Genomic DNA, 21274 nt, shown 5'->3' with positions numbered 1-21274 from the left:
GGCGGGGACGCCGTCGTCCGGGGTGCCTCGCGGCCGGGCCGGGGCGGCCGTCAGCGGCCCTCCCTGCCCTGCCCGGACAGCGTCTTGACCAGCTCGGTGAGGTGGGCGACCTGAGCCTCCAGCCCGCGTACGCGCGCCTCGAGCTCGAACAGGGTGGGGGCCTGGTAGCCGTCGGCGATCTGCCTGCTCATCGTTCCTCCCGAGCGGGACCGGCCGGGGAGACCGGTGTAGGGGTGCAGGGCATGGGGGTCGTGCTGATCCTGAATCCCTATTCCCCGAATATGCGATTTGGCACCTCTTCTTCACGGGCAAGATGGAACGGTGAAGGTCGTCGTGCTCGCGGACACCCACGCTCCCCGGCGCTGGAAGTCCTGCCCGCCCGCGGTCGCCGCGCACCTGCGGGGAGCCGACCTGATCCTGCACGCCGGTGACGTCTGCACCGCGGACGTCCTGGTGGAGCTGTCCGCGTACGCTCCGGTCCACGCGGTGCTCGGCAACAACGACGGCCCGGACGTCGCGGCCTGGGGCGCCCCCGAGACGCTCGGCCTCGACCTCGGCGGGCTCCGGGTGGCGATGATCCACGACAGCGGGCAGGCCGCCGGGCGGACCGCGCGGATGCGGCGCCGCTTCCCCGAGGCCGACCTGGTCGTCTTCGGCCACTCGCACATCCCCATGGACCTCACCGGCGACGGGGTGCGGGTGTTCAACCCCGGCTCGCCCACCGACCGCCGCCGCCAGCCGTACGGCACCATCGGAATCCTCGACGTCGATGGCGGCGTGCTGCGGCGGGCCGAGATCGTGCCCGTCACCTGACCTGCCTAAGGGCCGTACGGCGGGGCAGGGGACCGGTATGAGAGAGAACAGACCACAGCCCGACCCGCGTTCGCGGTTCGAGGACGAAGGCATTCCGGACCTGCAGGAGGGCACGCCCGGGCAGCAGTGGGCCGAGGACCCGCAGGAGATGCCGCTGCCCGGCGACAGGCCCCTGGGCCTCGACGAGTACGGCACCACGCCCAGCGAGATGCGCGAGGGCGAGCCCCTGGACTTGCGCCTGTCCCGCGAGGTGCCCGATGTGGACGTCCCGTCCGGCACGGAGCCGGGCACGGGCGATCCGGACGGCTACGCGACCGCCGACCCCGCCCAGCCCGTCCGCCTCGTCGATCCGGACGGCGGCATGGGCGTGGACACGGAGAAGGACATGATCGCCGAGGACGTGGGGCCGGACCTCGGCGGCTACTCGCCGGAGGAGCAGGCGGTGCGCGTGGAGGACGAGACCCCCTAGGACGACCCTCTTTGATCACACCTGACCCGCCGGGGCCCCGCTATACGGCGGAGCCCCTTCGCTCCGGCCGGCCGTCAACGTCCCGAAGGCGGTCGGACGCCGGTGTCAGCCGAGGACCGTCGCCGAGCGGCCCTCGTCCACGGTGTACGCACCCGCGGAGATCGCGCCGAGACTCGCAGGGGTGAGCGTCAGCGAGACGACGCCGCCGGGCAGTACGCGAGAGTTCTCGTCCACGGTCGTGAACGTCGCGGGCGTCGATCCGTCCGGGAACAGGCGCTTCCCCGCCCCGACGACGACTGGGTACTGGAGCAGCCGGTAGAGGTCGACGAGTCCCGCCTGATGCAGCGTCTGCACCAGCTTCCAGCTTCCGTGAACCTGGAGTTCCCTTCCGGGAAGCTCCTTGAGCCGGCGTACCTCGTCGACCAGTTCACCGCGCAGGACGGTCGCCGGGCTCCAGTCGGCTTCCTCGTCGGTCAGCGTCGAGCTGACGACATACTTCGGCAGCGTGTTGAGCTTGATGGCGATCAGATTGTTCGGTTCGGTGACCTTCGGCCAATACCCACCGAGCAGATTGAAGCTCGTGCGGCCGAAGAGGAAGGCGTCGGCCTCACGGAACCAGCTCTCGACAACCTCGTTGGTGTGCGCCGAGGCGTGCGGAACGAGCCACCCGCCGCGGTCGAAGCCGTCGGAGCGGTCCTCGTCCGGGGCTCCCGGCCCTTGCATGACGCCGTCGAGGCTGATGAAGGTGTTGACGCTGAGCAGCACGATTCTTCCCCCGGAAATCGGGTGGCGGACAGCCGGCCAGGGCTGACCGGCACGCAGACGCTAGCTTCCCGGCCCGGGGCGGGTCTTGTACGGAAACGACATCGAGGCTTGGCCGCCCTCCCGCAGTTCGCGCGCGGTGCGCCCTATGCAGCGACGTAGCGAACGTGCGAGGTGGGCCTGGCGAAACAGCCGAGCCCCCCCGAAGAACGCGCCGATCGTGGCCGTCGCGCAGCATCGTGGCCGCGGCGTTCGCGCGGTCGATCCGCATCACGGCGGTCTGCGAGAGTCCGGTGGATCGAGGGCCTTTCGGGGATCGACCGGGCCCACGGCGCGTGCGGCCGGCGGCCGGGCCGCCGCACGGCGCAGGCGGCCGGGAAAGGAGCCGCGAGAGGTCCTCGCATTCGTTACGCTGCCCCGATGGCGGGAGTTGAGGAGCCGCGGCACGAATGGCGGGTGCCGCGCGGGATCGTTGCGCTGAAGGGCACCGGCATGGTGCTGTGCGGTGTGCTGGCGCTCGTCGGCGACGGCGCGCAGCTCTTCCTCGCGGGCGTCGCGACCCTGGGTTTCGGCCTGCTGACCGGCCGGGACCTGGTCGCGCCGGTACGGCTCGCGGCGGGGGAGGACGGGCTGGTCGTCACCGGGCTGTCCGGGCGGGAACGCATCTCCTGGAACGACGTGGACCGCATCCGGGTGGACTCCCACCGCCGTTACGGCCTGACGTTCGAGCTGCTGGAGATCGACGCCGGCGAGCAGATCCACCTGTTCAGCCGGTTCGACCTCGGCGAGCCGGTCGTCGACGTGGCCGAGACGCTCATGCGGATGCGCCCCTGACCCGTCCCGTACGATCGTCGCGGTTCGGGAACGATGCAAGCGGATCGCAAGCGCCGGGCCCTAAGGTCCGATCGTGTCACAAACCGCTCTCACCACATTGATCCTCGCGGGCCTCGGGCTCGTCTTCGGCCTCATCGGCGGCGCCATCACCAGGAACGCGCGGGAGTTCCGCCGCCGGGCGCAGCGCGCCAGCGGCCTGGTCGTCGGGCTGCGGGCGAGCAGGGCCACCGACGGCACCGTCTACTACCCGGCCATCCGGTTCACGACGATCTACGGCCAGCAGGTCGAGGCCGAGACCTCCTTCGGGAGCAACCCGCCGCCCGCGCGGCCGGGCCAGGAGGTCACGGTGCTGTACGACCCGGCCAGGCCGACGCGGATCCGCATCGACAGCGCGGCGGGGAACGGCATGCTCCTCGGCGGCATCTTCCTCGCGGTGGGCATCGTGTTGTTCACCGCGGGGGCGGGGGTTGCGCTGACCCAGACGATCTGAGCCAGACGATCTGAGTCAGCGCTTCGAGCACGGACGCTTTCGAGCACGGACGCTCTGAACCGGCGCGCTACGAGCCCGCAGGCTCGGTCCCCGCCCCCCGCGGCGCGTGGATCATCCGGTCGCGCAGGCCGTCCCGTTCAGGGTGAAGGCGGCGGGGGCGGGGTTGGAGCCGCTGTAGGTCCCCTGGAAGCCGAAGTTCGCCGTGCCGCCGTTCGCGCCGATGGTTCCGTTCCAGTCGGCGTTCGTCGCGGTGACCTGCTGGCCCGACTGCGTGATCGTCGAGTTCCAGGAGTTGGTGATCCTCTGGTTGCCGGCGTACGTCCACTGGAGCCGCCAGCCGTTGACCGGGCTCGACGACCTGTTGGTGATCGTCACGTCCGCGGTGAACCCGCTGCCCCAGTCGTTCGGCTTGTACGTCACCACGCAGCCGCCCGCCGATGCCGACGGGCTGGCGCTGGGCGACGGGCTGGGCGACCGTGACGGGGACGGGGACGGGGACTGGGACGGGGACGGGGACGGCGACGGAGACGGCGACGGAGACGGCGAAGGTGAGGGGGAAGGCGACGGGGAGGGAGACGGCGACGGGCTGGCGCCCGTGTAGGTCAGCCCGAAGCCATACTCGAACAGCCCCTGCTTGCCGTCACCGACGTTGATCGGCTCCTGGTCGGCGCTGCGCGGCCACGTCATCGGCAGCTTCCCGGTCGGGGCGTAGTCGCCGAACAGCACGTCGGCCACGCCACGTCCCTCGGTGCCCGGCAGCCAGGCCGCGACCAGGGCGTTCCACTGGTCGAGCTGGCCGGCGATGTCCATCGGCCGCCCGGACACGAGCACCACGACCAGCGGCACGCCGGACGCCTTGAGCCGCTGCAGCGTGGCCAGATCGGTCGAGTCCAGGCCCATCGAGCCCGTGCGGTCGCCCTGGCCCTCGGCGTACGGCGTCTCGCCGACGACGGCGATCGCCGCGCGGTAGGAGGAGTCGATGCCGCTGCCGTCGCGGTTGTAGGTGATCTGGGTGCCGGAGCCGACGGCGTCGCGGATGCCCTGCAGGATCGTGGTGCCGGTGGTGATGTTGCCTGACGAGCCCTGCCAGCTGATCGTCCAGCCGCCGCTCTGGTTGCCGATGTCGTCGGCGCTCTTGCCCGCCACGAAGATCTTGCCGCCGCTCTTGCTCAGCGGCAGCACGTTGCCCGCGTTCTTGAGCAGCACCAGCGACTCGCGTACGGCCTCGCGGGCCAGGGCGCGGTGCGCCGAGCTGCCGATCGTGGAGGTGTAGGAGCGGTCGGTCAGCGGCTTCTCGAACAGCCCGAGCTCGAACTTCTTGGTCAGGATGCGGCGGTTGGCGTCGTCGATCCGCGACATCGGGATCCGGCCCGCCTGCACCTCCTGCCTCAGCAGGGAGATGAACCTCTTGTAGTCGGTCGGCACCATCACCATGTCGATGCCCGCGTTGACCGCCGTGGTGATCTCGTTCGCGGTGAAGCCGGACTGCCCGTCGAGCTGGTCGATGCCCGCCCAGTCGGAGACCACGAAGCCCGTGAAGCCCAGCTCGCCCTTCAGCACGTCGGTGATCAGGTATCTGTTGCCGTGCATCCGCACGCCGTTCCAGGAGCTGTAGGACACCATCACCGAGCCCACCCCGCGCTCCACGGCGGCCTTGAACGGCGGCAGGTGGATGGCCCGCAGGTCGGCCTCGCTCAGCTCGGTGTTGCCCTGGTCCCGGCCGCCCGTGGTGCCGCCGTCGCCCACGTAGTGCTTGGCGGTGGCGAGGATGGAGGCGTTCCCGGCGTTCTGGAAGCCGTCCACGATCGTCGTCATCTGCGTGACGAGCTGCGGGTCCTCGCTGAAGGACTCGTACGTACGGCCCCAGCGGTCGTTGCGGGCCACGCACAGGCAGGGCGCGAAGGTCCAGTCGATGCCGGTGCCGGACACCTCCTCGGCCGTCGCCCGCCCGATCCGCTCCACCAGGCCGGGGTCGCGGGTCGCGCCGAGCCCGATGTTGTGCGGGAAGATCGTCGCGCCGGCCACGTTGTTGTGCCCGTGCACGGCGTCGATGCCGTAGATCATCGGAATGCCGAGCGGGGTCGACAGCGCCTGCCGCTGGAAGTTGTCGTACATGTCGGCCCACGACGACGGGGTGTTCGAGGAGGGAGCCGAGCCGCCGCCGGACAGGATCGAGCCCAGCCGGTACGCCGCCACGTCGGAGATCGTCGTCAGGGCCGACCGGTCGGCCTGGGTCATCTGCCCGACCTTGTCGTCGAGCGACATCCGCGACAGCAGGTCGTCCACCCGCGTCGCCACCGGAAGGCTCGGATCCTGGTAGGGGGCGTTCGCCGCCCGCGCGGCCTCGCGACCGCCGACGAAGACGGCGCCGAGCGCCACGGCGAGCAGCGCCACGAGCGCGGGAATCCAGACGGGTGTCAGCCGGGATGTCATCACGTCCTCCTTGTGGTCCCGCTGACGGTAGGAATCGCCGGGAATTCGGGTCAATCGACGTGACTTCCGGACACTCGCCACCAGCCGCGGGCGAGGAAAGTTTCACGTTCCACGCCGGGCTTGCGCCTTCAGCGGATCCGCTGCCGGCGAAGATCGCGCCGGTGGTCCGCGGGGCGGCCGTAGCGTCGTCCCATGGATCTGGTCGAACTGCTCCCCAGCCTGTACTTCCTGCGGTTTCCCGTGGGGCACGTCTACCTGTGGCGCGACCCCGACGGGCTGACCCTGATCGACTCCGGGGTTCCCGGCTCCGCGCCGCTCATCGCGGACGCCGTCCGTACGCTCGGGCACGCGCCGTCCGACGTACGGCGCCTGGTGCTGACGCACTTCCACGAGGACCACACCGGCTCGGCGGCCGACATCGCCGCCTGGGGCGACGTCACCGTGTGCGCCCACCGCGACGACGCGCCGTTCGTCCGGGGCGAGGCGGCCGGACCCGCGCCGATCCTGTCCGGCTGGGAGCAGGAGTTGTGGGACCACGTGCACGCGGACATGCCGCACGTGCCCGCGCCGCCCGTGCGCGTCGACCGCGAACTGGACGACGGCGACACGCTCGGCTTCGGCGGTGGCGCGCGCGTGCTCGCCGTGCCCGGTCACACTCCGGGCAGCCTCGCGCTGCACCTGCCGGAGCAGGGAGTGCTGTTCACCGGCGACACCATCGCCCGCGCCCCCGACGGCCAGGTCATCCTCGGTGTGTTCAACGCCGACCCGCCCGCCGCCGTCGCCTCGCTCGTACGGCAGGCGGCCCTCGACGTCGAGATCGCCTGCTTCGGCCACGGCGAGCCCGTCACCAAGGGCGCGTCCCGGCTCATCGCGGACACCGCGGCCCGCCTCACCGGCTGACGCCGTACGGCCGCCCCTCCGCGCGGAAGATCACAGGCGTGAGGGCGGCGCGGGCGGGGGATGTCTCGACCGTCACCTGTCCCCCCACGCGGCCGCCGCGGTCGGCCGCAGTTAGGGGTGCGCATGCGCGTCACCGCCGTCGAGTCCACCGAACTGTTCGTCCACCCGGCCACCGGAGATGACGTCCCGTGCCAGGTGGTCCGGGTCGTCCTCGGCGAGGTGCCGGACGGCGTGCCCCTGGTGGTGGAGGTCACCGGCCCCGGGGTGCGCGGCGAGCGCACAGTCGACGGACGCGCCCCGGACGGACGCGCCCCGGACGGACGCGCCCCGGACGGACGCGCCCCGGACGGACGCGCCCCGGACGGGCGTCCCCCGGACACGGTCGTGGAGGTGCCGGTGCGGGTCACCGCGCCCGCAGCGGTTCCGGGCGCGCGCGTCCCGATCACCGTACGGGCCGGCGCGGGGCGGGAAAGGTGCACGGCCGAGGGGGAGCTGCTCGTCGCCGAGCCCGGGTGGACGGTCTGGATGATCCCCCACTTCCACTACGACCCGGTCTGGTGGAACACCCAGGCCGCCTACACCGCCACCTGGGACCACGCGGGCGGCGCGGCGCAGGCGAACCGGCAGGAGTTCCAGCACGCGGGGTTCGATCTCGTACGGCTCCACCTGGACACCGCCAGGAGGGAGCCCGGCTACACGTTCGTGCTCGCGGAGGTCGACTACCTCAAGCCCTACTGGAACGCCCACCCCGAAGACCGGGCCTATCTGCGCCGCCTGCTCGCGGAGGGCCGGGTGGAGATCATGGGCGGCACGTACAACGAGCCGAACACCAACCTGACCGGGCCCGAGGCGACGATCCGCAACCTCGTCCATGGCATCGGCTTCCAGCGCGACGTGCTCGGCGGCGACCCGGCGACGGCCTGGCAGCTCGACGCGTTCGGGCACGACCCGCAGTTTCCCGGGCTGGCCGCCGAGGCGGGCCTGACCTCCAGCTCGTGGGCGCGCGGGCCCTACCACCAGTGGGGCCCGATGCTCGTCGGCGGCGGCTGGGGCGACCCCTCGGTGATGCAGTTCCCCTCGGAGTTCGAGTGGGTGTCGCCGTCGGGACGCGGGGTCACCACGCACTACATGCCGGCCCACTACAGCGCCGGATGGTGGATGGACTCCGCGCCGGCCCTGGAGCAGGCCGAGGCCGCGGTCTACGAGCTGTTCACGCTGCTCAAGAAGGTCGCCGCCACCCGCAACGTGCTGCTGCCCGTCGGCACCGACTACACCCCGCCCAACAAATGGGTCATGGAGATCCAGCGTGACTGGAACCGGCGCTACGTCTCGCCCCGGTTCGTCTGCGGCCTGCCCAGGGAGTTCTTCGCCGCCGTACGGGCCGAGGGCGTCCGCCTGACGCCGCAGACGCGGGACATGAACCCGATCTACACCGGCAAGGACGTGTCGTACATCGACACCAAGCAGGCGCAGCGGCACGCCGAGACGCGGCTCGCCGACGCCGAGAAGTTCGCCGCGATCGCCACCGCGACCCTCGGCGCGCCCTACCCGCATGCCGCGCTCGACAAGGCCTGGCGGCAGATCGCGTACGGCGCGCACCACGACGGCATCACCGGCTCGGAGTCCGACCAGGTCTATCTGCATCTGATGACGGGCTGGCGGGAGGCGTACGACCTGGGCGGGAAGGTGCTCGACGCGTCGCTGCGCCGCCTCGGCGAGGGGCTGACCGGCGTCGCCGTCTGGAACCCCTCCTCCTGGCCCAGGACCGACCTCGTCCGCGTGCGGCTGACGCTGCCCGAGCCCGGCTCGTACGGCGTCGCGCTCGACCCGCCCACGCGGGGAGTGCTGCTGGAGCACCCCGAGCGGCACCTCGACGGCAGCCTCGCGGCCGTGGACGCGGTCTTCGTCGCCGACGACGTGCCCGCGCTCGGATATCGCACGTTCCGGCTGGTGCCCACCCGCGAGCCCGCGCGGATCGGCTGGGCCGTACGCGAGGGGACCCGGATCGCGAACGCCACCCACGCGGTGGAGGCCGACCCCGAGCGCGGCGGGACGGTGACGAGCCTGATGGTCGAGGGCCGCGAGCTGCTGCAGCAGGACCGGGTGGGCAACGAACTGCTCGTCTACGACGAGCACCCGGCGCACCCCCGCTTCGGCGAGGGCCCCTGGCACCTGGTGCCGAGCGGCGGGGTGACGGGCTCGGCCGCCGCCCCTGCGGAGGTCCACGTCGCCGAGTGCCCGGCGGGCCGTCGGATCGTCGTCACCGGCAAGGTCGGCCCGGTGGCCTACACGCAGGAGATCACGCTCTGGGACGGGCTGCCGCGGGTGGACCTCACCACCCACGTGGACGAGTTCCACGGCTCCGACGTGCTGCTGCGGCTGCGCTGGCCGGTGCGGGCGCCGGGGGCGCTGCCGGTCAGCGAGGTTGCGGGCGCCGTCGTCGGCCGCGGCTTCGGCCTCATCGACGTGGACTCCGCGGAGCACCCGTGGACGCTGGACAACCCCGCGCACAACTGGTTCGCGCTGTCGTCCACCGCCCGCGTCGTGCTGCGCTCGCCCGCCGGGCGGCCCCTCGGCGCGCGGGCCGTCGGCGTCGCCGAGATCATCGCGCCGCGCGACGCCGACGCCGCCGACCTGAGAGACCTCGCCGTCGCCCTCGTACGGCAGGGCGTGACCTCGACGTGCTCCACCGGGCCCGGCACCCGGTACGGCAACCTGGCCGTGGACTCCAACCTGCCCGACGTACGCATCGCGGTCGGCACGCCCGACGAGAACCCGTTCGTCGCGGCGCTGCTGGACGACACGGAGGCGGCGGAGCTGCGCGCCCGTCTCGCCGCCGAGGGACGGGCCCGCCTGTGGGTGCCCGCCGACGAGCCGCTGGAGAAGGTCTGGGTGCCGGGCGCGGACCTCACCGGCCTCCGTGACCTTCCGGTGCTCGTGGTCTGCGGCGAGGGCGCGGTGGGGGAGCTGATCGAGGACCTCGCCGACGCGGCCGTGGAGGTGGTGACGGACGCCGAGCCGGCCGACGCCTCACTCGACGACTTCACGATCGGGCTGATCAACCGGGGCCTCCCGGGTTTCGCCATCGATCCCTCGGGGGCGATGCACGTGTCACTTATGCGGTCGTGCACCGGCTGGCCGTCCGGCGTGTGGATCGACCCGCCGCGCCGCACCGCTCCCGACGGCTCCGGCTTCCAGCTCCAGCACTGGCCCCACGCGTTCGAGTGCTCCCTGGTGGCCGGGCCGGGCGACTGGCGCGCGGCCGATCTCGTACGGCTCGGCCACGACGTCAACCACCCGCTGGCGGCGACCGTGGGCCGGGACGGGCCGGCGGGCGAGTCGCGGTCGTTCCTGGAGACCGGGCCCGGCCTGGTCCTCACCGCGCTCAAGGCGGCGGGCAACCCGATCGCGTCCGGCCGTACGCCCGGCCCGGTGACCGCGCTGACCGCCCGCGTGTGCGAGGCCGGTGGCCGCACCGTCCCGCTGTCGATCGCCACGACGCTGCCCCTGGACACGGGTTCCGGGGGAACGGCGCCGTGGCGGCGGGCAGATCTCCTGGAGAACGTCACCGGTGACGCCCCCGGCACGCTCGACGGCATGGAGATCGTCACGCTCGTCGCTCCGCTCCGTCCCGTGCCGTCCGGGGACGTGGCAGGGGATCGGGCGACCGGTCCCAGGGTGAACGGTCCTAAGGCGGGCGTCGCGACGGCGGATGTGGCGGGGCTGCGGGCCGGTGGCTCTGAGGCGAGCGGTCCTGGCAGGAGTGCCGGTGGCCGGTTGGCGGCCTGGGGGAACGCGCCCGTGGTGCCGGAGATCGAGCCGCACCAGCCGGTCCACACGCGTTACTGGCTGAACAACACCGGGCCCGCGCCGATGGGCGACCTGCCGGTCGCCGTGCATCTGTCCCCGTCCGACCTGGACGTCTCGGGGTCGGTGGACCTGACCCTGACCATCGCCTCCGGCCTCACGGAGGACCGGGCGGAGGGCGTGGTCACGCTCACCGCCCCCGACGGCTGGTCGGTGACGCCCGCCGTCCGGCCGTACGTGCTGCCTCCCGGAGGGCACGCCACCGTGCCGGTCCGGCTCACGCCGCCCGCCGACGCCGAGATCGGTCTCCACGTGCTCGCCGCGCGCATCGAGTTCGGAGGCCAGGCGTACGAGGACGTGACCCGGCTGCACGTGGTCAGGCCGGGGGAGGGCGGGCGGCGGTCACCGGGGCTGGAGGTGTCCCTGGAGGGCCTCGGCCACCCGCCGCATCTGCGGCTGCGGCCCGGAGACCGGGCCGAGGTCGTGGTGCGGCTGCGGTCGGAAGCACGCTCGCCGGTGGCCGCACAGGCACAGCTCGTCAGCCCGTGGCAGACGTTCGAGATGTTCCCCGAGTGGAACGGCGGGGCCGTCGTGCCGCCCGAGGGCGAGGCGGAGGTGTGCTTCCCGGTACGCGTGCCGCCCGGCGCTCGCCCGGGCCGCTGGTGGGCGCTGGTGAAGGTCGCCTGCGCCGGGTGGCTGCACTACACCGACACCATCGAGGTCGAGGTCGAGCCGTGACTGGCCCGGACGCTCCTTTGACCGGCGGCGCGGCGATCGGTTCCACCCGACGTTCGCCGGTGAACAACCTGGACGCTTCCCTGGCCGGCGGCGTGGTGGCCGGTTCCGCCCGGGGCCGGCCGGTGGACGGCCACGTCGCGGAGACGCCGGGAGCGGCGCGCGTGACCGTGGGCGTCCTCTCACCGGACGGCGTTCTCGCGATGGACGGCGCGGTCGCGGCGACGGCGGGGGACCGGGTGATCACGGTCGCCGAGGTGGACCGGCGGCTGCGCCTGGTGCGCGGCGGCCCGCTCGCGTCCCGGCTGCCGCGCCCGGAGACCGCCGAGGGCCGCAACCTGCGCCGCTGGTTGGTGCAGGTCATGGTGGCCGAGGCGCTGTGCGAGCAGGAGGCGGCCCGCCTTGGCCTGGTGCCAGACCACGTCGGCCCGGAGAACCCCCTCCCAACGCCGAGGCCTCTCCCGGCGCCGGGGCTCTGCCCACCGGGCCCGTCGTCGGGCGGGACCGCCGTCGCGCCCGAGGCCGTGCTGACGCTCGCGGGCGCGCTGCGCACCGGAGGAGTCGCGGCGGCGGTGCTGGCCGTGTCACCGGCGGCGCGCGCGGTGTGCCGGGTGCTCGCCGAGGGCCACGAACCGGCCGAGGACGAGGTGCGCGACTACTACCGGCGCAACCTCGACCGTTTCACGACTCCCGAGACGCGCTGGGTCCGTCCGTTCGGGCCGGTCCGGCGCGGGGAGATCACCGGGCCGATCGAGGACGCGGTCTTCGCCGCCCGCCACGGTGAGACGGTCGGGCCCGTGGAGGGCCCCGGCGGCCCCTGGACTCTGGTGGTCGAGCGGATCGAGGCGGCGCGGCGGGAGCCGTACGCGGCCGTGCGGGAGCGGATCCGCGCGGAGCTGGCGCAGGAGAGCGGGGAGCGGGCCTTCGCCCGGTGGCTCGACGCACGCCACGCTGACTCGGTCGTGCTCACACCGGGGCACGAGCATCCGGCCGACCCCGCCCAGCCCGACGCCGACCACCGGCACTGACCACCGGAACTGACCACCGGAACTGACCATGGGAGACACCCGCTTTCCCGGCGGTCCGACCCCGGCGTTTCGGGGCAGGTGAGTAGGCATGGCACAGCAAGTCAGCGCCTTCGACGCGCAGTTCCTCAACTTCGAGACGGGCACCAACCTCGCGCACATCGCGGCGCTCACGATTCTCGACCCCTCAGGCAGGCCCGGCGGCGCGCTGACCCGCGAGGACCTGGTGGGGCTGCTCAAGCGCCGGCTCCATCTCGCGCCGCCGCTGCGCAGACGGCTGGTCGAGGTGCCCTTCGGGCTCGACCACCCCTACTGGGCGGAGGACAGCGAGGTCGACTTCGACTACCACGTGCGGGAGCTCGCCCTGCCTCCTCCGGGCGACGACCACAAGCTCGCCGAGCAGGTCGCCCGGCTGCACGGGTCGCGGCTCGACCGGGGACGGCCGTTGTGGGAGATCTACCTGATCCACGGCCTGGCCGGGGGCCGGGTGGCGATCTACACGAAGGTCCACCACGCCGCCGTCGACGGGGTCACCGGGGCCGAGGTGCTGGCCGCCGTGATGGACTTCGAGCCCGAGCCGTCCGCCGTACCCGGCCCGGAGACCGTGGCCGAGCCGGAGCCTGCCCCCGACGCGATGGAAATGGTGATCAGGGGCATCGGGCGGGTGATCGACAACCCGTTCGCCCTGCTGCGTTTCGTCGCCGAGGCGATGCCGAGGCTTGACGAGGTGCCGTTCGTGGCGCAGCTTCCGGGGGTGGGGCTGCTCTCGCGGTTCGTCCGGCGCATCGGCGGCGGGGACGCCGAGCCCCTGCCCGAGCTGCCCCGCATGGTGGTGCCGCGCACGCCGTTCTCCGGGCCGATCTCGCGGCATCGCCGGTTCGCCTTCGGGCAGTTGCCCCTCGACGAGGTCAAGCGGATCAAGAACGCCTTCGGCGTCACGGTGAACGACGTCGTCATGGCGATGTGCGCCACGGCGATGCGGCGCTGGCTGGCCAAGCGCGACGAGCTGCCCCGTCAGCCGCTCGTCGCCGGGATCCCGGTCTCCACCCGGGGACAGGCAGGCAACGGCACGATCGCCAACGAGGTCATGCTGACCATGACCACCCTGCCGACCGACGTGGCCGATCCGGGCGAACGCCTGCTGTCGGTGAACCGGTCGATGCGTCTGCTGAAGGAACGTCTCGCTGCGGCTCCGGCGGCCTGGCTCCTGGAGTTCAGCCAGGCGATGCCGGCCGCGCTCAACGCGCTGGCGGCCAGGTCCGCCTTCCGGATCGCCTCGCGTACGGCTCCCGCCATGAACCTGCTGATCTCCAACGTGCCTGGGCCCCAGACGCCGCTCTACGTGTGCGGGGCGCGGGTCACCGCGCTCTACCCGATGTCGGTGATCACGGACGTCAGCGGGGGGATCAACATCACGGTCTTCTCCTACGACGGCAAGCTCGGCTTCGGGATCGTCACCGACCGCGACATGGTGCCCGACGTGTGGGACCTCATCGACTACCTGCGCGACTCGCTCGCCGAGTACGGCACGCTGGCGGCCCAGCGCGAGCCGGGTACGGCGGAGCCGAGCAAGCCCGCGAAGCAGGTAAGGCCCGCGAAGCCGGCCAAGCCTGCCAAGGCCGGCAAGCCCGCCGAGCAGGGAAAGACCGCAGCACCGAGCAAGCCGGCGGAGCAGGGAAAACCCGCGAAGCGGAGCAAGCTCATGGAGCCGAGCAAGGCCGTGAAGCCGGGGAAGGCCGCCGAGCAGGCGAAGGCCGCTGAGCAGGTGAAGGCCGCGATGCCGCGAAGGACGGCGAAAGCGGGCGCGGAAGCGAAGGGCGCGGCGACGAGTGGCGCGGGAGCGCGCGGTGCGGAGGTGACCGGCGGGCCGCGCCAGGAGCAGGGCGCCGCGCCGAGGCCGAGGCGGACGCGCAAGCCTCCGGAGCCGCCGTCAGCCTGACACGCCACCATCCGCCTGATGCGGCGGCCTTTGTCTGATGGGGTCGTGCACTTGGTGCCGTCGCGCGCTGCCCGCCGCTTGAGGACGGTTTCGGCCTGACGCTGCCGCCCGCCTGCCGCCGGGTCGGCCTGATGCCCTCTCACACATGGCCGGGCTTCTGGAGGGTGGCGGTCAGGAGAGGGCGCCCGTACGGCCTGGTCCCGTGTGGGCGGCGCCGAGGCCGGACGTGTAACCGGGGAAGGACGGGGTCTGCACCTCCGGGCCGCCGTCTCCCAGCGTCAGCGCCGCGATCCCCGCCGTGAGCAGCAGGGCGAAGACGGCGGCGATCACGGCGAACACGATCGACTGCCGGGACATGCCGGTGCGCGGCGGAGGCGGGGGAGCGGACCCTTGCCGGGGCCCCGGCGGCCGGTGGCCGGGTGGCCGTTGCTCAAGAGGCCGGTGCTCGGGCGGCCTCTGACCGAGTGGACCGTGACCGACCGGGCTGTGACCGACCGGGCTGTGACCGACCGGACCGTGGCCGACCGGACTTTGACCGAGCGGCGGGTGATGCGGCGGGTGGTCGAGCGGCCTCAGCTCGGACGGCCGGTGCCCTCCCGTCCGCGGGCCCGGGGCCGCGTTCGGCGAGGTCGCCGCGCGGCGCAGGTCCTGACCGGGCGCGGGAACGCCTCCGGCAGGGCCGGTGATCGAGCGCCCCGGCGCGGAGGGGGCATGGGTATCGCCGGGTCGCCGCTCCCCGGGGTGTGGTCCGGGAGACGAGGCGGACCCGGTCGGAGCGCTCCAGCCCGGGCCGCCGCCCGGGTTCCCGGACGCGGCGAGATGCGGGTGATCCCCCGAGGCGGAGCCGTCCGGAGCCAGGGCGGCGAGCGCGTCCCGCAGCGCGGCGGCCGTCGGGATGCGCCGGGCCGGATCGGTCTCCATGCCGTGGCGCAGGACGGCGGTGAGCGCGGCGGGCACGCCGGGAATGTCGGGAACGGGCAACCGGTGCAGCGCGATGATGGCCGCGATGTTCACCACGCCGCTGTCCGGGAAGCGGGGCGGCCTGCCCTGGAGCAGGGCGTACAGCGTGGCCGAGAGCGCGTACACGTCCCCGGAGGCCGTGGGCTCGGTGAGGTCGAACGCCTCCGGCGGGGCGTAGGCGGGCGTGAGCGACTCGCGGGTGACCGACACCTCGCCGCCCTCCGCGCCGCCCTGCCCCGGCATCGTGGCCAGCCCGAAGTCCGACAGGGCGACCATGCCGTACGAGTTGACCAGGATGTTGGCGGGCTTGACGTCGCGGTGGAGAACGCCCACGGCGTGGGCCGCGGCCAGCGCGTCGGCGATCTTGATGCCGATGTCGCGCACCTCGCGGGGGCCGAGCGGGCCCGCGTCGCGCAGCCGGTCGGCAAGCGACCCGTTCGGGCACAGCTCCAGCACCATGTACGGCCGTCCGTCCGGCAGCACGCCCGCGTCGTAGACGTCGGCGACGTGCGGATGACCCGACAGGGCGCCGGCGGACGTCACTTCGCGCATGAACCTGCGCCGGTCGCGGTCGGAGACGAGCACGCGGTTGTCGACCTTGAGGGCGACCTCGCGGCCCACCGCGAGCTGCCTGGCCCGGTAGACGACCCCGAAGCCGCCCTGGCCCAGGATTCCGAGCATCTCGTAGCCCGGCACCAGCGGCCCGCCCGCCTCGCCCACCCCGCACCTCCAGAGGACCCGGCGGAACCGTTCAGCGGCGGATCCCGGACCGGAGAATCCGGCTCCTAAACCCGCGTCCGGCACATTACCGGAGTGATCGCCTATAGGGCCCTGACTTGATCCAGGCGACGCGGAATCGGCACCTATGCTGTGCTCATGACGGGGCTCACGACGGGAGGCACCACACCGGGAGGCGCCACACCGGGAGGCGCCACGACGGGAGGGACCACGCCGAGCGGCACCGCGACAGGCAGCACCGCGACAGGCGGCCGGAGCCCGGAGCGGCGCAGGGACCTGCTCGACGCGGCCGACCGGGTGATCCGCAGAGAGGGCCCGCAGGCGTCGATGGCCGCGATCGCGGCCGAGGCGGGGATCACCAAGCCGATTCTCTACCGTCACTTCGGCGACAAGAGCGGCCTCTACCAGGCGCTCGCGGAACGCCACACCCGCGTCGTGATCGACCTGCTGCGCCCGGAGTTCGCCAGGGCGATGTCCGACCCCCGGGCCCGTGCCCGGAGCGCCATCGAGGCATACCTGGAGACGATCTCGGCCAACCCCAACCTCTACCGCTTCCTGTTCCACCGTGCCAGCGCCGAGGACTGCCGCACCCGCACGCAGATGGCCGCCATCGTGCGCAGCGTCGGCGAGGAGCTGGGCGCGGCGCTGGCGGAGGAGGGCGTCGCCGACCCGGTACGCGCACGGGTGCTCGGCCACGCGTTCGTCGGCATGGTGCAGGCGATCGGCGACTGGTGGCTGGAGAACCCCGGGCTCGACCGCGAGACGGTGGTGGACAGCCTCGCAGACGTGATCGCCGGGGCGCTCCGGTCCTGACGACGCCTCTTCCCGAAGGCCCGTAACCAGGTCATATAAGGGTCAAATCCGATTAAAGGCCCCCTCTGAGCCTTCGTTACGCATGCCCGCGAAACATCGATGTCACCCGGTCGGGGTAATTTAGTTGCGCTAACTAACTGTCTGTCCCGTACGGCGCGCTGCGCGGAAACCGGCCGCGTGCCGTGCGGGCCAAGAGGAGGGGAACCACTCCGTGGCCGTAGCGAACCAGTCCCGGGCGGGGGCATCGCCGCAGTCGGCGCCGTCCTCGCGGTACAAATGGATCGCGCTGTCCAACACCACTCTCGGCGTCCTGATGGTGACGATCAACCAGTCCATCGTGCTGATCGCCCTTCCCGACGTCTTCCGCGGCATCCACCTGAACCCGCTCGACCCCGGCAACACGGGCTACCTGCTGTGGATGATGATGGGCTTCATGGTCGTCACGGCCGTGCTCGTGGTGATGTTCGGCCGCCTGGGCGACATGTTCGGCCGGGTCCGCATGTACAACCTCGGGTTCGCGGTCTTCAGCCTGTGCTCGATCATGCTGTCGCTGACCTGGGTGGACGGCGACGCCGGGGCGATGTGGCTGATCGGCTGGCGGATCGTGCAGGGCATCGGCGGCGCACTGCTGTTCGCCAACTCCACCGCGATCCTGACCGACGCCTTCCCCGTACGCCAGCGCGGCACCGCGCTCGGCATCAACTCCATCGCCGGCATCGCGGGCTCCTTCCTCGGCCTGGTCATCGGCGGCGTCCTCGCCCCGGTCGACTGGAAGGCGATCTTCCTGGTGTCCGTGCCGTTCGGCGTCTTCGGCACGATCTGGGCGTACGTCAAGCTCAAGGACAACGGCGTACGGCGCCGGGCGCGGATGGACTGGTGGGGCAACGCGACCTTCGCCGTCGGCCTCATCGCCATCCTGGTCGGCATCACCTACGGCATCCAGCCGTACGGGACCGGCGTGATGGGCTGGGGCAACCCCTGGGTGATCGCCGCGCTCGGCGGAGGCGTCCTGCTGCTCGCGCTGTTCGCCTGGATCGAGACCAGGGTGGACGATCCGCTGTTCCGCCTCTCGCTGTTCCGCAGCCGCGCCTTCCTGGCGGGCAACGTCGCGAGCCTGCTGACCGCCCTCGGCCGAGGCGGCCTGCAGTTCATGCTGATCATCTGGCTGCAGGGCATCTGGCTGCCGCTGCACGGCTACAGCTTCGAGGAGACGCCCCTGTGGGCGGGCATCTACATGATCCCGCTGACCGTGGGCTTCCTGCTGTCGGCGCCGGTCTCCGGCTGGCTGTCGGACCGGTTCGGCCCGCGCAAGTTCACGGTCGGGGGCACCCTGATCACCGCGGCGAGCTTCGTGGCCCTGATGCTCCTGCCGACGGACTTCGGCTACGGCGTCTTCGCGCTGCTCATCCTGATCAACGGTCTGGGGTCCGGCCTGTTCTCCTCGCCCAACCGGGCGGAGATCATGAACTCCGTCCCGGCGGAGTCCCGCGGCGTCGGCGCCGGCATGACCGCGACCTTCCAGAACTCCTCGATGGTGCTGTCCATCGGTGTCTTCTTCAGCCTGATGATCGCGGGCCTGTCGCAGTCGCTGCCGCACACCATGCACGACGAGCTGGTGGCCCAGGGCGTGCCCGCCGAGCAGGCCGCGGGCATCGCGCAGCTGCCGCCGATCGCCGTGCTGTTCGCGGCGTTCCTCGGATACAACCCCCTCCGGCAGCTCCTCGGCGGCATCCTGGACCGGCTGCCCGACGGCGGCGCCCACCTGACGAGCAAGGAGTTCTTCCCGCACCTCATCGCCGGCCCCTTCCACCAGGGCCTGGTCATCGCCTTCTGGTTCGCCGTGGCCGCGTGCCTGGTGGCCGCCCTGTCGTCGCTGCTGACCGCCCGGGTCGGGCGCAAGCACAGCGCCGCCGCCCACGAATCGCTCGGCTCCGAGCTCGCCGCGGTCTCCGGCGAGGCCGGCCTGGCCGGCAACGAGCTCGTCGTCCCGGACGAGGATTTCGACGCCCGGCGCTCCGCCCGGGAAAGATGACCGCACCTCACCGAGCGGTAAAAGCCGAGCGCACGTCGCCGAGCGGCCCGCCATCGCGCGCCCGTCACGAGCGCCGGGGAGACGAAACGCCCCGGGCGGCGGACGCGGGGCCGTACGCGTTCGGATGCGGTCCGCGGACGCCCGGCCGCATCCCTGTGAACGAGATGGACCCGGCCCGCAGGGGATCTCTGTGAGTACGCACGCGGCCGGGGCGGGGGACCGGACACAGCCCCGCCCCGGCCGTCTCGCCTACTGCGAGGTGCTCGTCGCCAGGGGGCCGAAGACGAACTCGAGGAGCGCGCGGGCGATGGTCTCCGGGTCGCCCTGGGCGCTTTCCGGCAGGGAGCCGTTGAGCCACAAGCCGGCGAAACCGTGGGCGAGGGACCACGCGGCGATCGTGGTCAGCCGGTTCTGCTCCGGGCTCGGTGACAGCTTGCCGGCCGTGGTGTGGAGCACATGGGCGGCACGCTCCCGCGCCGAGCGCATCGCCGGGTCGTCCGCACGGTACAGATCGGGGCGGAACATCACCTCGAAGTAGGGCCTGTGGTCGATGGCGAAGCGTACGTAGGCCACTCCCACCGCGTAGACGTCCCCGGACGCGCGTTCCAGCGCGTCGGCGAACAACTCGAAGCCCTCGGCGGCCACGGCCGTCAACAGCCCCGCCTTGTCGCCGAAGTGGTGCGCGGGCGCGGCGTGCGAGACGCCCGCACGCCGGGCCAGCTCGCGCAGGCTCCATCCGGCCGGACCCGACTCGCCGATGGCCTGGAGAGCGGCGTCCATGACGGCCCGCCGCAGATTGCCGTGGTGGTAGGCCGGCTGGTCGATCTCCCTCACCTCCGTGCTGACCGCCTTTTCCGGCATCACCCTATCTTGACATTGACAAGACCGGGCCTCTCCTTCAATCTAGCCACTGACAAGATTGGAGGGGAGATGGCTCCGTTCACCGCCCTGATCGGGGGCTTCGTCGTCTTACGGCTGCTGGGCTGGGCCGGCGTCGGCATGCCGGACGACTGGCAGCCCGCGCTGCGGGGCGCCCTGGCGTTGATGTTCGTCGTCACCGGCGTGCCGCATTTCCTGCCCTCATGGCGGCGCGACCTCGCCGCCATGATCCCCGCGGTGTTCCCCCGGCCCGCCCTGCTGGTCACCGTCACCGGGGTGCTGGAGCTGGCCGGTGCCGCCGGGTTGCTGCTGCCGCCGCTCGCGCCGTACGCCGCGATCGGGCTCGCGCTGCTCATGATCGCCATGTTTCCGGCCAACGTCTCCGCGGCGCGCCGCGGCCTCACCCTGGCGGGAAAGCCGGTGACCCCGCTGCCCGCCCGCACCGCGCTGCAGGTGCTCTTCGTCGCCGCCGCCGTCGCCGCGGCCGTGTGAACCGCCCGGCGCCTGACGCCAACCGCACCCCCTCGGGCACGCCACGCGGTATCTCACGGACCTGACGCTGCCCCTGCCCGGCACCGTCTGCCTCCCCGGCGACTGAACCGGGGTCTCCGGGCGCGGCCCCCGCCGCCGCGGGGGCCGCCACCCTCTCATCCGTAGACCTGCGACACCCGGCGCTCGTACGCCCGGCGCCAGGAGAGCCGGTAGAGGACCCGCATGATGGCCGGAGCGGAGCCGTAGATGTGGTCGCGGTCGGCCGGGGTGGCCACGTCGAGCAGCCAGGCGGCGAGCATGGGCAGGTCGCGGCCCTGGCTCTTGGAGACCTTCTTGCCCGACTCCTCCCACCAGGCCGCGCTGACGTGCTCCCTGATGAGCGGGACGACCTCCGACTCCTCCAGGTCGAGGTGGGTGTTCAGCAGCCGGTCGAGCGAGCGCAGGTCGGACGCGACCTCGCGGGCGGGCCGGCCCCCGCCGGACAGCCTGCCGATCACGGCGTCCATCTCCTGGTGGTCGGCCTCCAGCCGGTCCAGCACGGCGCGGGCCTCGGGGACGAGGCCGCGCAGCAGCGGCCAGATCGCCTCGTCCTCCTCGGTGTGGTGGTGATGCAGCGCGCGCAGCAGCAGCGCGAGGTGCTCGTCGACGACCGCGCGCCGCCGCTCGTCGCGAGGGTCGCATCGGTCGAGGACGTCGGCCAGTCTGCCGAACTCGCGCCGCAGGCCGGCATGGAAGACCAGGAACGTGACGAGGTCGGGAGCGGGTTCACCCGGTCGGCGCCGGGTCTGCGTCGGTGTTGTCATGGCCCCACGATGGCCCCGCCCCCTTCACCGCCACTCAACGCCGACTTGCGGCCCGCTCCCCGCCCGGGCCGCCGGGGCGTCCTCGGCCATCGGCGAGCGCCGCGTTCCCGCGCAGATGAGGATTCCGGCGACGTCCAGAACCAGACAGGACCACTTGCCCCAGCTGAGCAGGCGGTCAATCTTCGGCTGCAGACCCGGCGGCACCTGCGGCGGCGGATTGTTCAATAGGTCGTACGGCAGGGCCGTACCGACCGCTCAGTACATGCGACCACATCGCGCCTTTCCTCAAATCCTCCGGCTCACTTGGATCGTCACCCAGGAAGCCCTGCCGGCGTTGCACGCACCGGGAC

17 protein-coding genes are annotated in these 21274 nt (G+C 72.5%); 11 read left to right on the top strand and 6 right to left on the bottom strand.

Annotated features, from left to right (window positions below; translation table 11 throughout):
• Positions 1-50: 50 nt before the first annotated feature.
• A complete protein-coding gene (locus OHB01_RS30525; RefSeq protein WP_168065798.1) occupies positions 51-191 on the bottom strand; it encodes a hypothetical protein in 141 nt (46 codons plus the stop codon).
• A 130-nt stretch (positions 192-321) separates the two neighbouring features.
• Here OHB01_RS30525 and OHB01_RS30520 point away from each other — a divergent pair, with 130 nt between their 5' ends.
• Together OHB01_RS30520 and OHB01_RS30515 are read left to right on the top strand one after the other, a co-directional pair.
• A complete protein-coding gene (locus tag OHB01_RS30520) occupies positions 322-813 on the top strand; it encodes a metallophosphoesterase family protein (RefSeq protein ID WP_142646936.1) in 492 nt (163 codons plus the stop codon).
• A gap of 37 nt (positions 814-850) precedes the next feature.
• Positions 851-1282, top strand: coding sequence for a DUF5709 domain-containing protein (locus tag OHB01_RS30515; RefSeq protein ID WP_142646937.1), 432 nt, complete (start codon positions 851-853; stop codon positions 1280-1282).
• Positions 1283-1387: 105 nt separating this feature from the next.
• Here OHB01_RS30515 and OHB01_RS30510 read toward each other — a convergent pair whose 3' ends face one another.
• A complete protein-coding gene (locus tag OHB01_RS30510) occupies positions 1388-2047 on the bottom strand; it encodes a dihydrofolate reductase family protein (protein WP_142646938.1) in 660 nt (219 codons plus the stop codon).
• A gap of 417 nt (positions 2048-2464) precedes the next feature.
• Here OHB01_RS30510 and OHB01_RS30505 point away from each other — a divergent pair, with 417 nt between their 5' ends.
• Positions 2465-2878 (top strand): PH domain-containing protein, encoded by a 414-nt coding sequence (locus OHB01_RS30505; RefSeq protein ID WP_142646939.1) that lies wholly within the window; start codon positions 2465-2467, stop codon positions 2876-2878.
• 73 nt (positions 2879-2951) lie between these two features.
• A complete protein-coding gene (locus OHB01_RS30500) occupies positions 2952-3368 on the top strand; it encodes a DUF3592 domain-containing protein (protein WP_168065800.1) in 417 nt (138 codons plus the stop codon).
• Between the two features lie 111 nt (positions 3369-3479).
• Here OHB01_RS30500 and OHB01_RS30495 read toward each other — a convergent pair whose 3' ends face one another.
• Positions 3480-5801, bottom strand: coding sequence for a glycoside hydrolase family 3 N-terminal domain-containing protein (locus tag OHB01_RS30495; protein ID WP_328854326.1), 2322 nt, complete (start codon positions 5799-5801; stop codon positions 3480-3482).
• 192 nt (positions 5802-5993) lie between these two features.
• Between OHB01_RS30495 and OHB01_RS30490 the strand changes: the two genes are divergently transcribed.
• The 4 genes from OHB01_RS30490 (at position 5994) to OHB01_RS30475 (ending at position 14207) form a co-directional block, all read left to right on the top strand.
• The gene (locus OHB01_RS30490) at positions 5994-6701 is read left to right on the top strand and encodes an MBL fold metallo-hydrolase (RefSeq protein WP_142646942.1); all 708 of its coding nucleotides are present in this window, start codon (positions 5994-5996) and stop codon (positions 6699-6701) included.
• 123 nt (positions 6702-6824) lie between these two features.
• Positions 6825-11246, top strand: a complete 4422-nt coding sequence (locus tag OHB01_RS30485) for an NEW3 domain-containing protein (protein WP_328854325.1) — start codon at positions 6825-6827, stop codon at positions 11244-11246.
• A 59-nt stretch (positions 11247-11305) separates the two neighbouring features.
• Complete coding sequence (locus OHB01_RS30480) at positions 11306-12271, top strand: peptidylprolyl isomerase (RefSeq protein ID WP_328854324.1); 966 nt, start codon at positions 11306-11308, stop codon at positions 12269-12271.
• A gap of 88 nt (positions 12272-12359) precedes the next feature.
• Positions 12360-14207, top strand: coding sequence for a WS/DGAT/MGAT family O-acyltransferase (locus OHB01_RS30475; RefSeq protein ID WP_222709506.1), 1848 nt, complete (start codon positions 12360-12362; stop codon positions 14205-14207).
• 171 nt (positions 14208-14378) lie between these two features.
• Here the strand turns inward: OHB01_RS30475 and OHB01_RS30470 are convergent, their stop codons facing one another.
• Positions 14379-15887: a serine/threonine-protein kinase gene (locus OHB01_RS30470; protein WP_328854323.1), complete on the bottom strand. Its 1509-nt coding sequence runs from the start codon at positions 15885-15887 to the stop codon at positions 14379-14381.
• A gap of 156 nt (positions 15888-16043) precedes the next feature.
• On the opposite strand from OHB01_RS30470, the gene OHB01_RS30465 reads away from it, so the two are divergent.
• Both OHB01_RS30465 and OHB01_RS30460 read left to right on the top strand, forming a co-directional pair.
• Positions 16044-16718 carry a TetR family transcriptional regulator gene (locus OHB01_RS30465; RefSeq protein WP_147943325.1) on the top strand — a complete coding sequence of 225 codons (675 nt, stop codon included), beginning with the start codon at positions 16044-16046 and terminating at the stop codon, positions 16716-16718.
• A 211-nt stretch (positions 16719-16929) separates the two neighbouring features.
• A complete protein-coding gene (locus OHB01_RS30460; RefSeq protein WP_328854322.1) occupies positions 16930-18750 on the top strand; it encodes an MFS transporter in 1821 nt (606 codons plus the stop codon).
• A 249-nt stretch (positions 18751-18999) separates the two neighbouring features.
• On the opposite strand, the gene OHB01_RS30455 is transcribed toward OHB01_RS30460, so the two are convergent.
• Positions 19000-19611, bottom strand: a complete 612-nt coding sequence (locus OHB01_RS30455; protein ID WP_142646946.1) for a TetR/AcrR family transcriptional regulator — start codon at positions 19609-19611, stop codon at positions 19000-19002.
• A gap of 69 nt (positions 19612-19680) precedes the next feature.
• Here OHB01_RS30455 and OHB01_RS30450 point away from each other — a divergent pair, with 69 nt between their 5' ends.
• Positions 19681-20121: a DoxX family protein gene (locus OHB01_RS30450; RefSeq protein WP_142646947.1), complete on the top strand. Its 441-nt coding sequence runs from the start codon at positions 19681-19683 to the stop codon at positions 20119-20121.
• Between the two features lie 155 nt (positions 20122-20276).
• Here OHB01_RS30450 and OHB01_RS30445 read toward each other — a convergent pair whose 3' ends face one another.
• Positions 20277-20924, bottom strand: coding sequence for a hemerythrin domain-containing protein (locus OHB01_RS30445; protein ID WP_142646948.1), 648 nt, complete (start codon positions 20922-20924; stop codon positions 20277-20279).
• Positions 20925-21274: the final 350 nt, after the last annotated feature.

The sequence above is a fragment of the Microbispora hainanensis genome (assembly GCF_036186745.1).
Classification (GTDB): Bacteria; Actinomycetota; Actinomycetes; order Streptosporangiales; family Streptosporangiaceae; genus Microbispora.
This window is presented reverse-complemented; position numbering and strand designations above follow the sequence as displayed.

What these genes read in the sequence shown, in the direction of transcription:
- OHB01_RS30515 (WP_142646937.1), top strand. Translation starts at nt 851, where the DNA reads ATGAGAGAGAACAGACCACAGCCCGACCCGCGTTCGCGGTTCGAGGAC.
- OHB01_RS30485 (WP_328854325.1), top strand. Translation starts at nt 6,825, where the DNA reads ATGCGCGTCACCGCCGTCGAGTCCACCGAACTGTTCGTCCACCCGGCC.
- OHB01_RS30505 (WP_142646939.1), top strand. Translation starts at nt 2,465, where the DNA reads ATGGCGGGAGTTGAGGAGCCGCGGCACGAATGGCGGGTGCCGCGCGGG.
- OHB01_RS30465 (WP_147943325.1), top strand. Translation starts at nt 16,044, where the DNA reads ATGACGGGGCTCACGACGGGAGGCACCACACCGGGAGGCGCCACACCG.
- OHB01_RS30450 (WP_142646947.1), top strand. Translation starts at nt 19,681, where the DNA reads ATGGCTCCGTTCACCGCCCTGATCGGGGGCTTCGTCGTCTTACGGCTG.
- OHB01_RS30525 (WP_168065798.1), bottom strand. Translation starts at nt 191, where the DNA reads ATGAGCAGGCAGATCGCCGACGGCTACCAGGCCCCCACCCTGTTCGAG.
- OHB01_RS30445 (WP_142646948.1), bottom strand. Translation starts at nt 20,924, where the DNA reads ATGACAACACCGACGCAGACCCGGCGCCGACCGGGTGAACCCGCTCCC.
- OHB01_RS30475 (WP_222709506.1), top strand. Translation starts at nt 12,360, where the DNA reads ATGGCACAGCAAGTCAGCGCCTTCGACGCGCAGTTCCTCAACTTCGAG.
- OHB01_RS30495 (WP_328854326.1), bottom strand. Translation starts at nt 5,801, where the DNA reads ATGACATCCCGGCTGACACCCGTCTGGATTCCCGCGCTCGTGGCGCTG.
- OHB01_RS30455 (WP_142646946.1), bottom strand. Translation starts at nt 19,611, where the DNA reads ATGCCGGAAAAGGCGGTCAGCACGGAGGTGAGGGAGATCGACCAGCCG.
- OHB01_RS30490 (WP_142646942.1), top strand. Translation starts at nt 5,994, where the DNA reads ATGGATCTGGTCGAACTGCTCCCCAGCCTGTACTTCCTGCGGTTTCCC.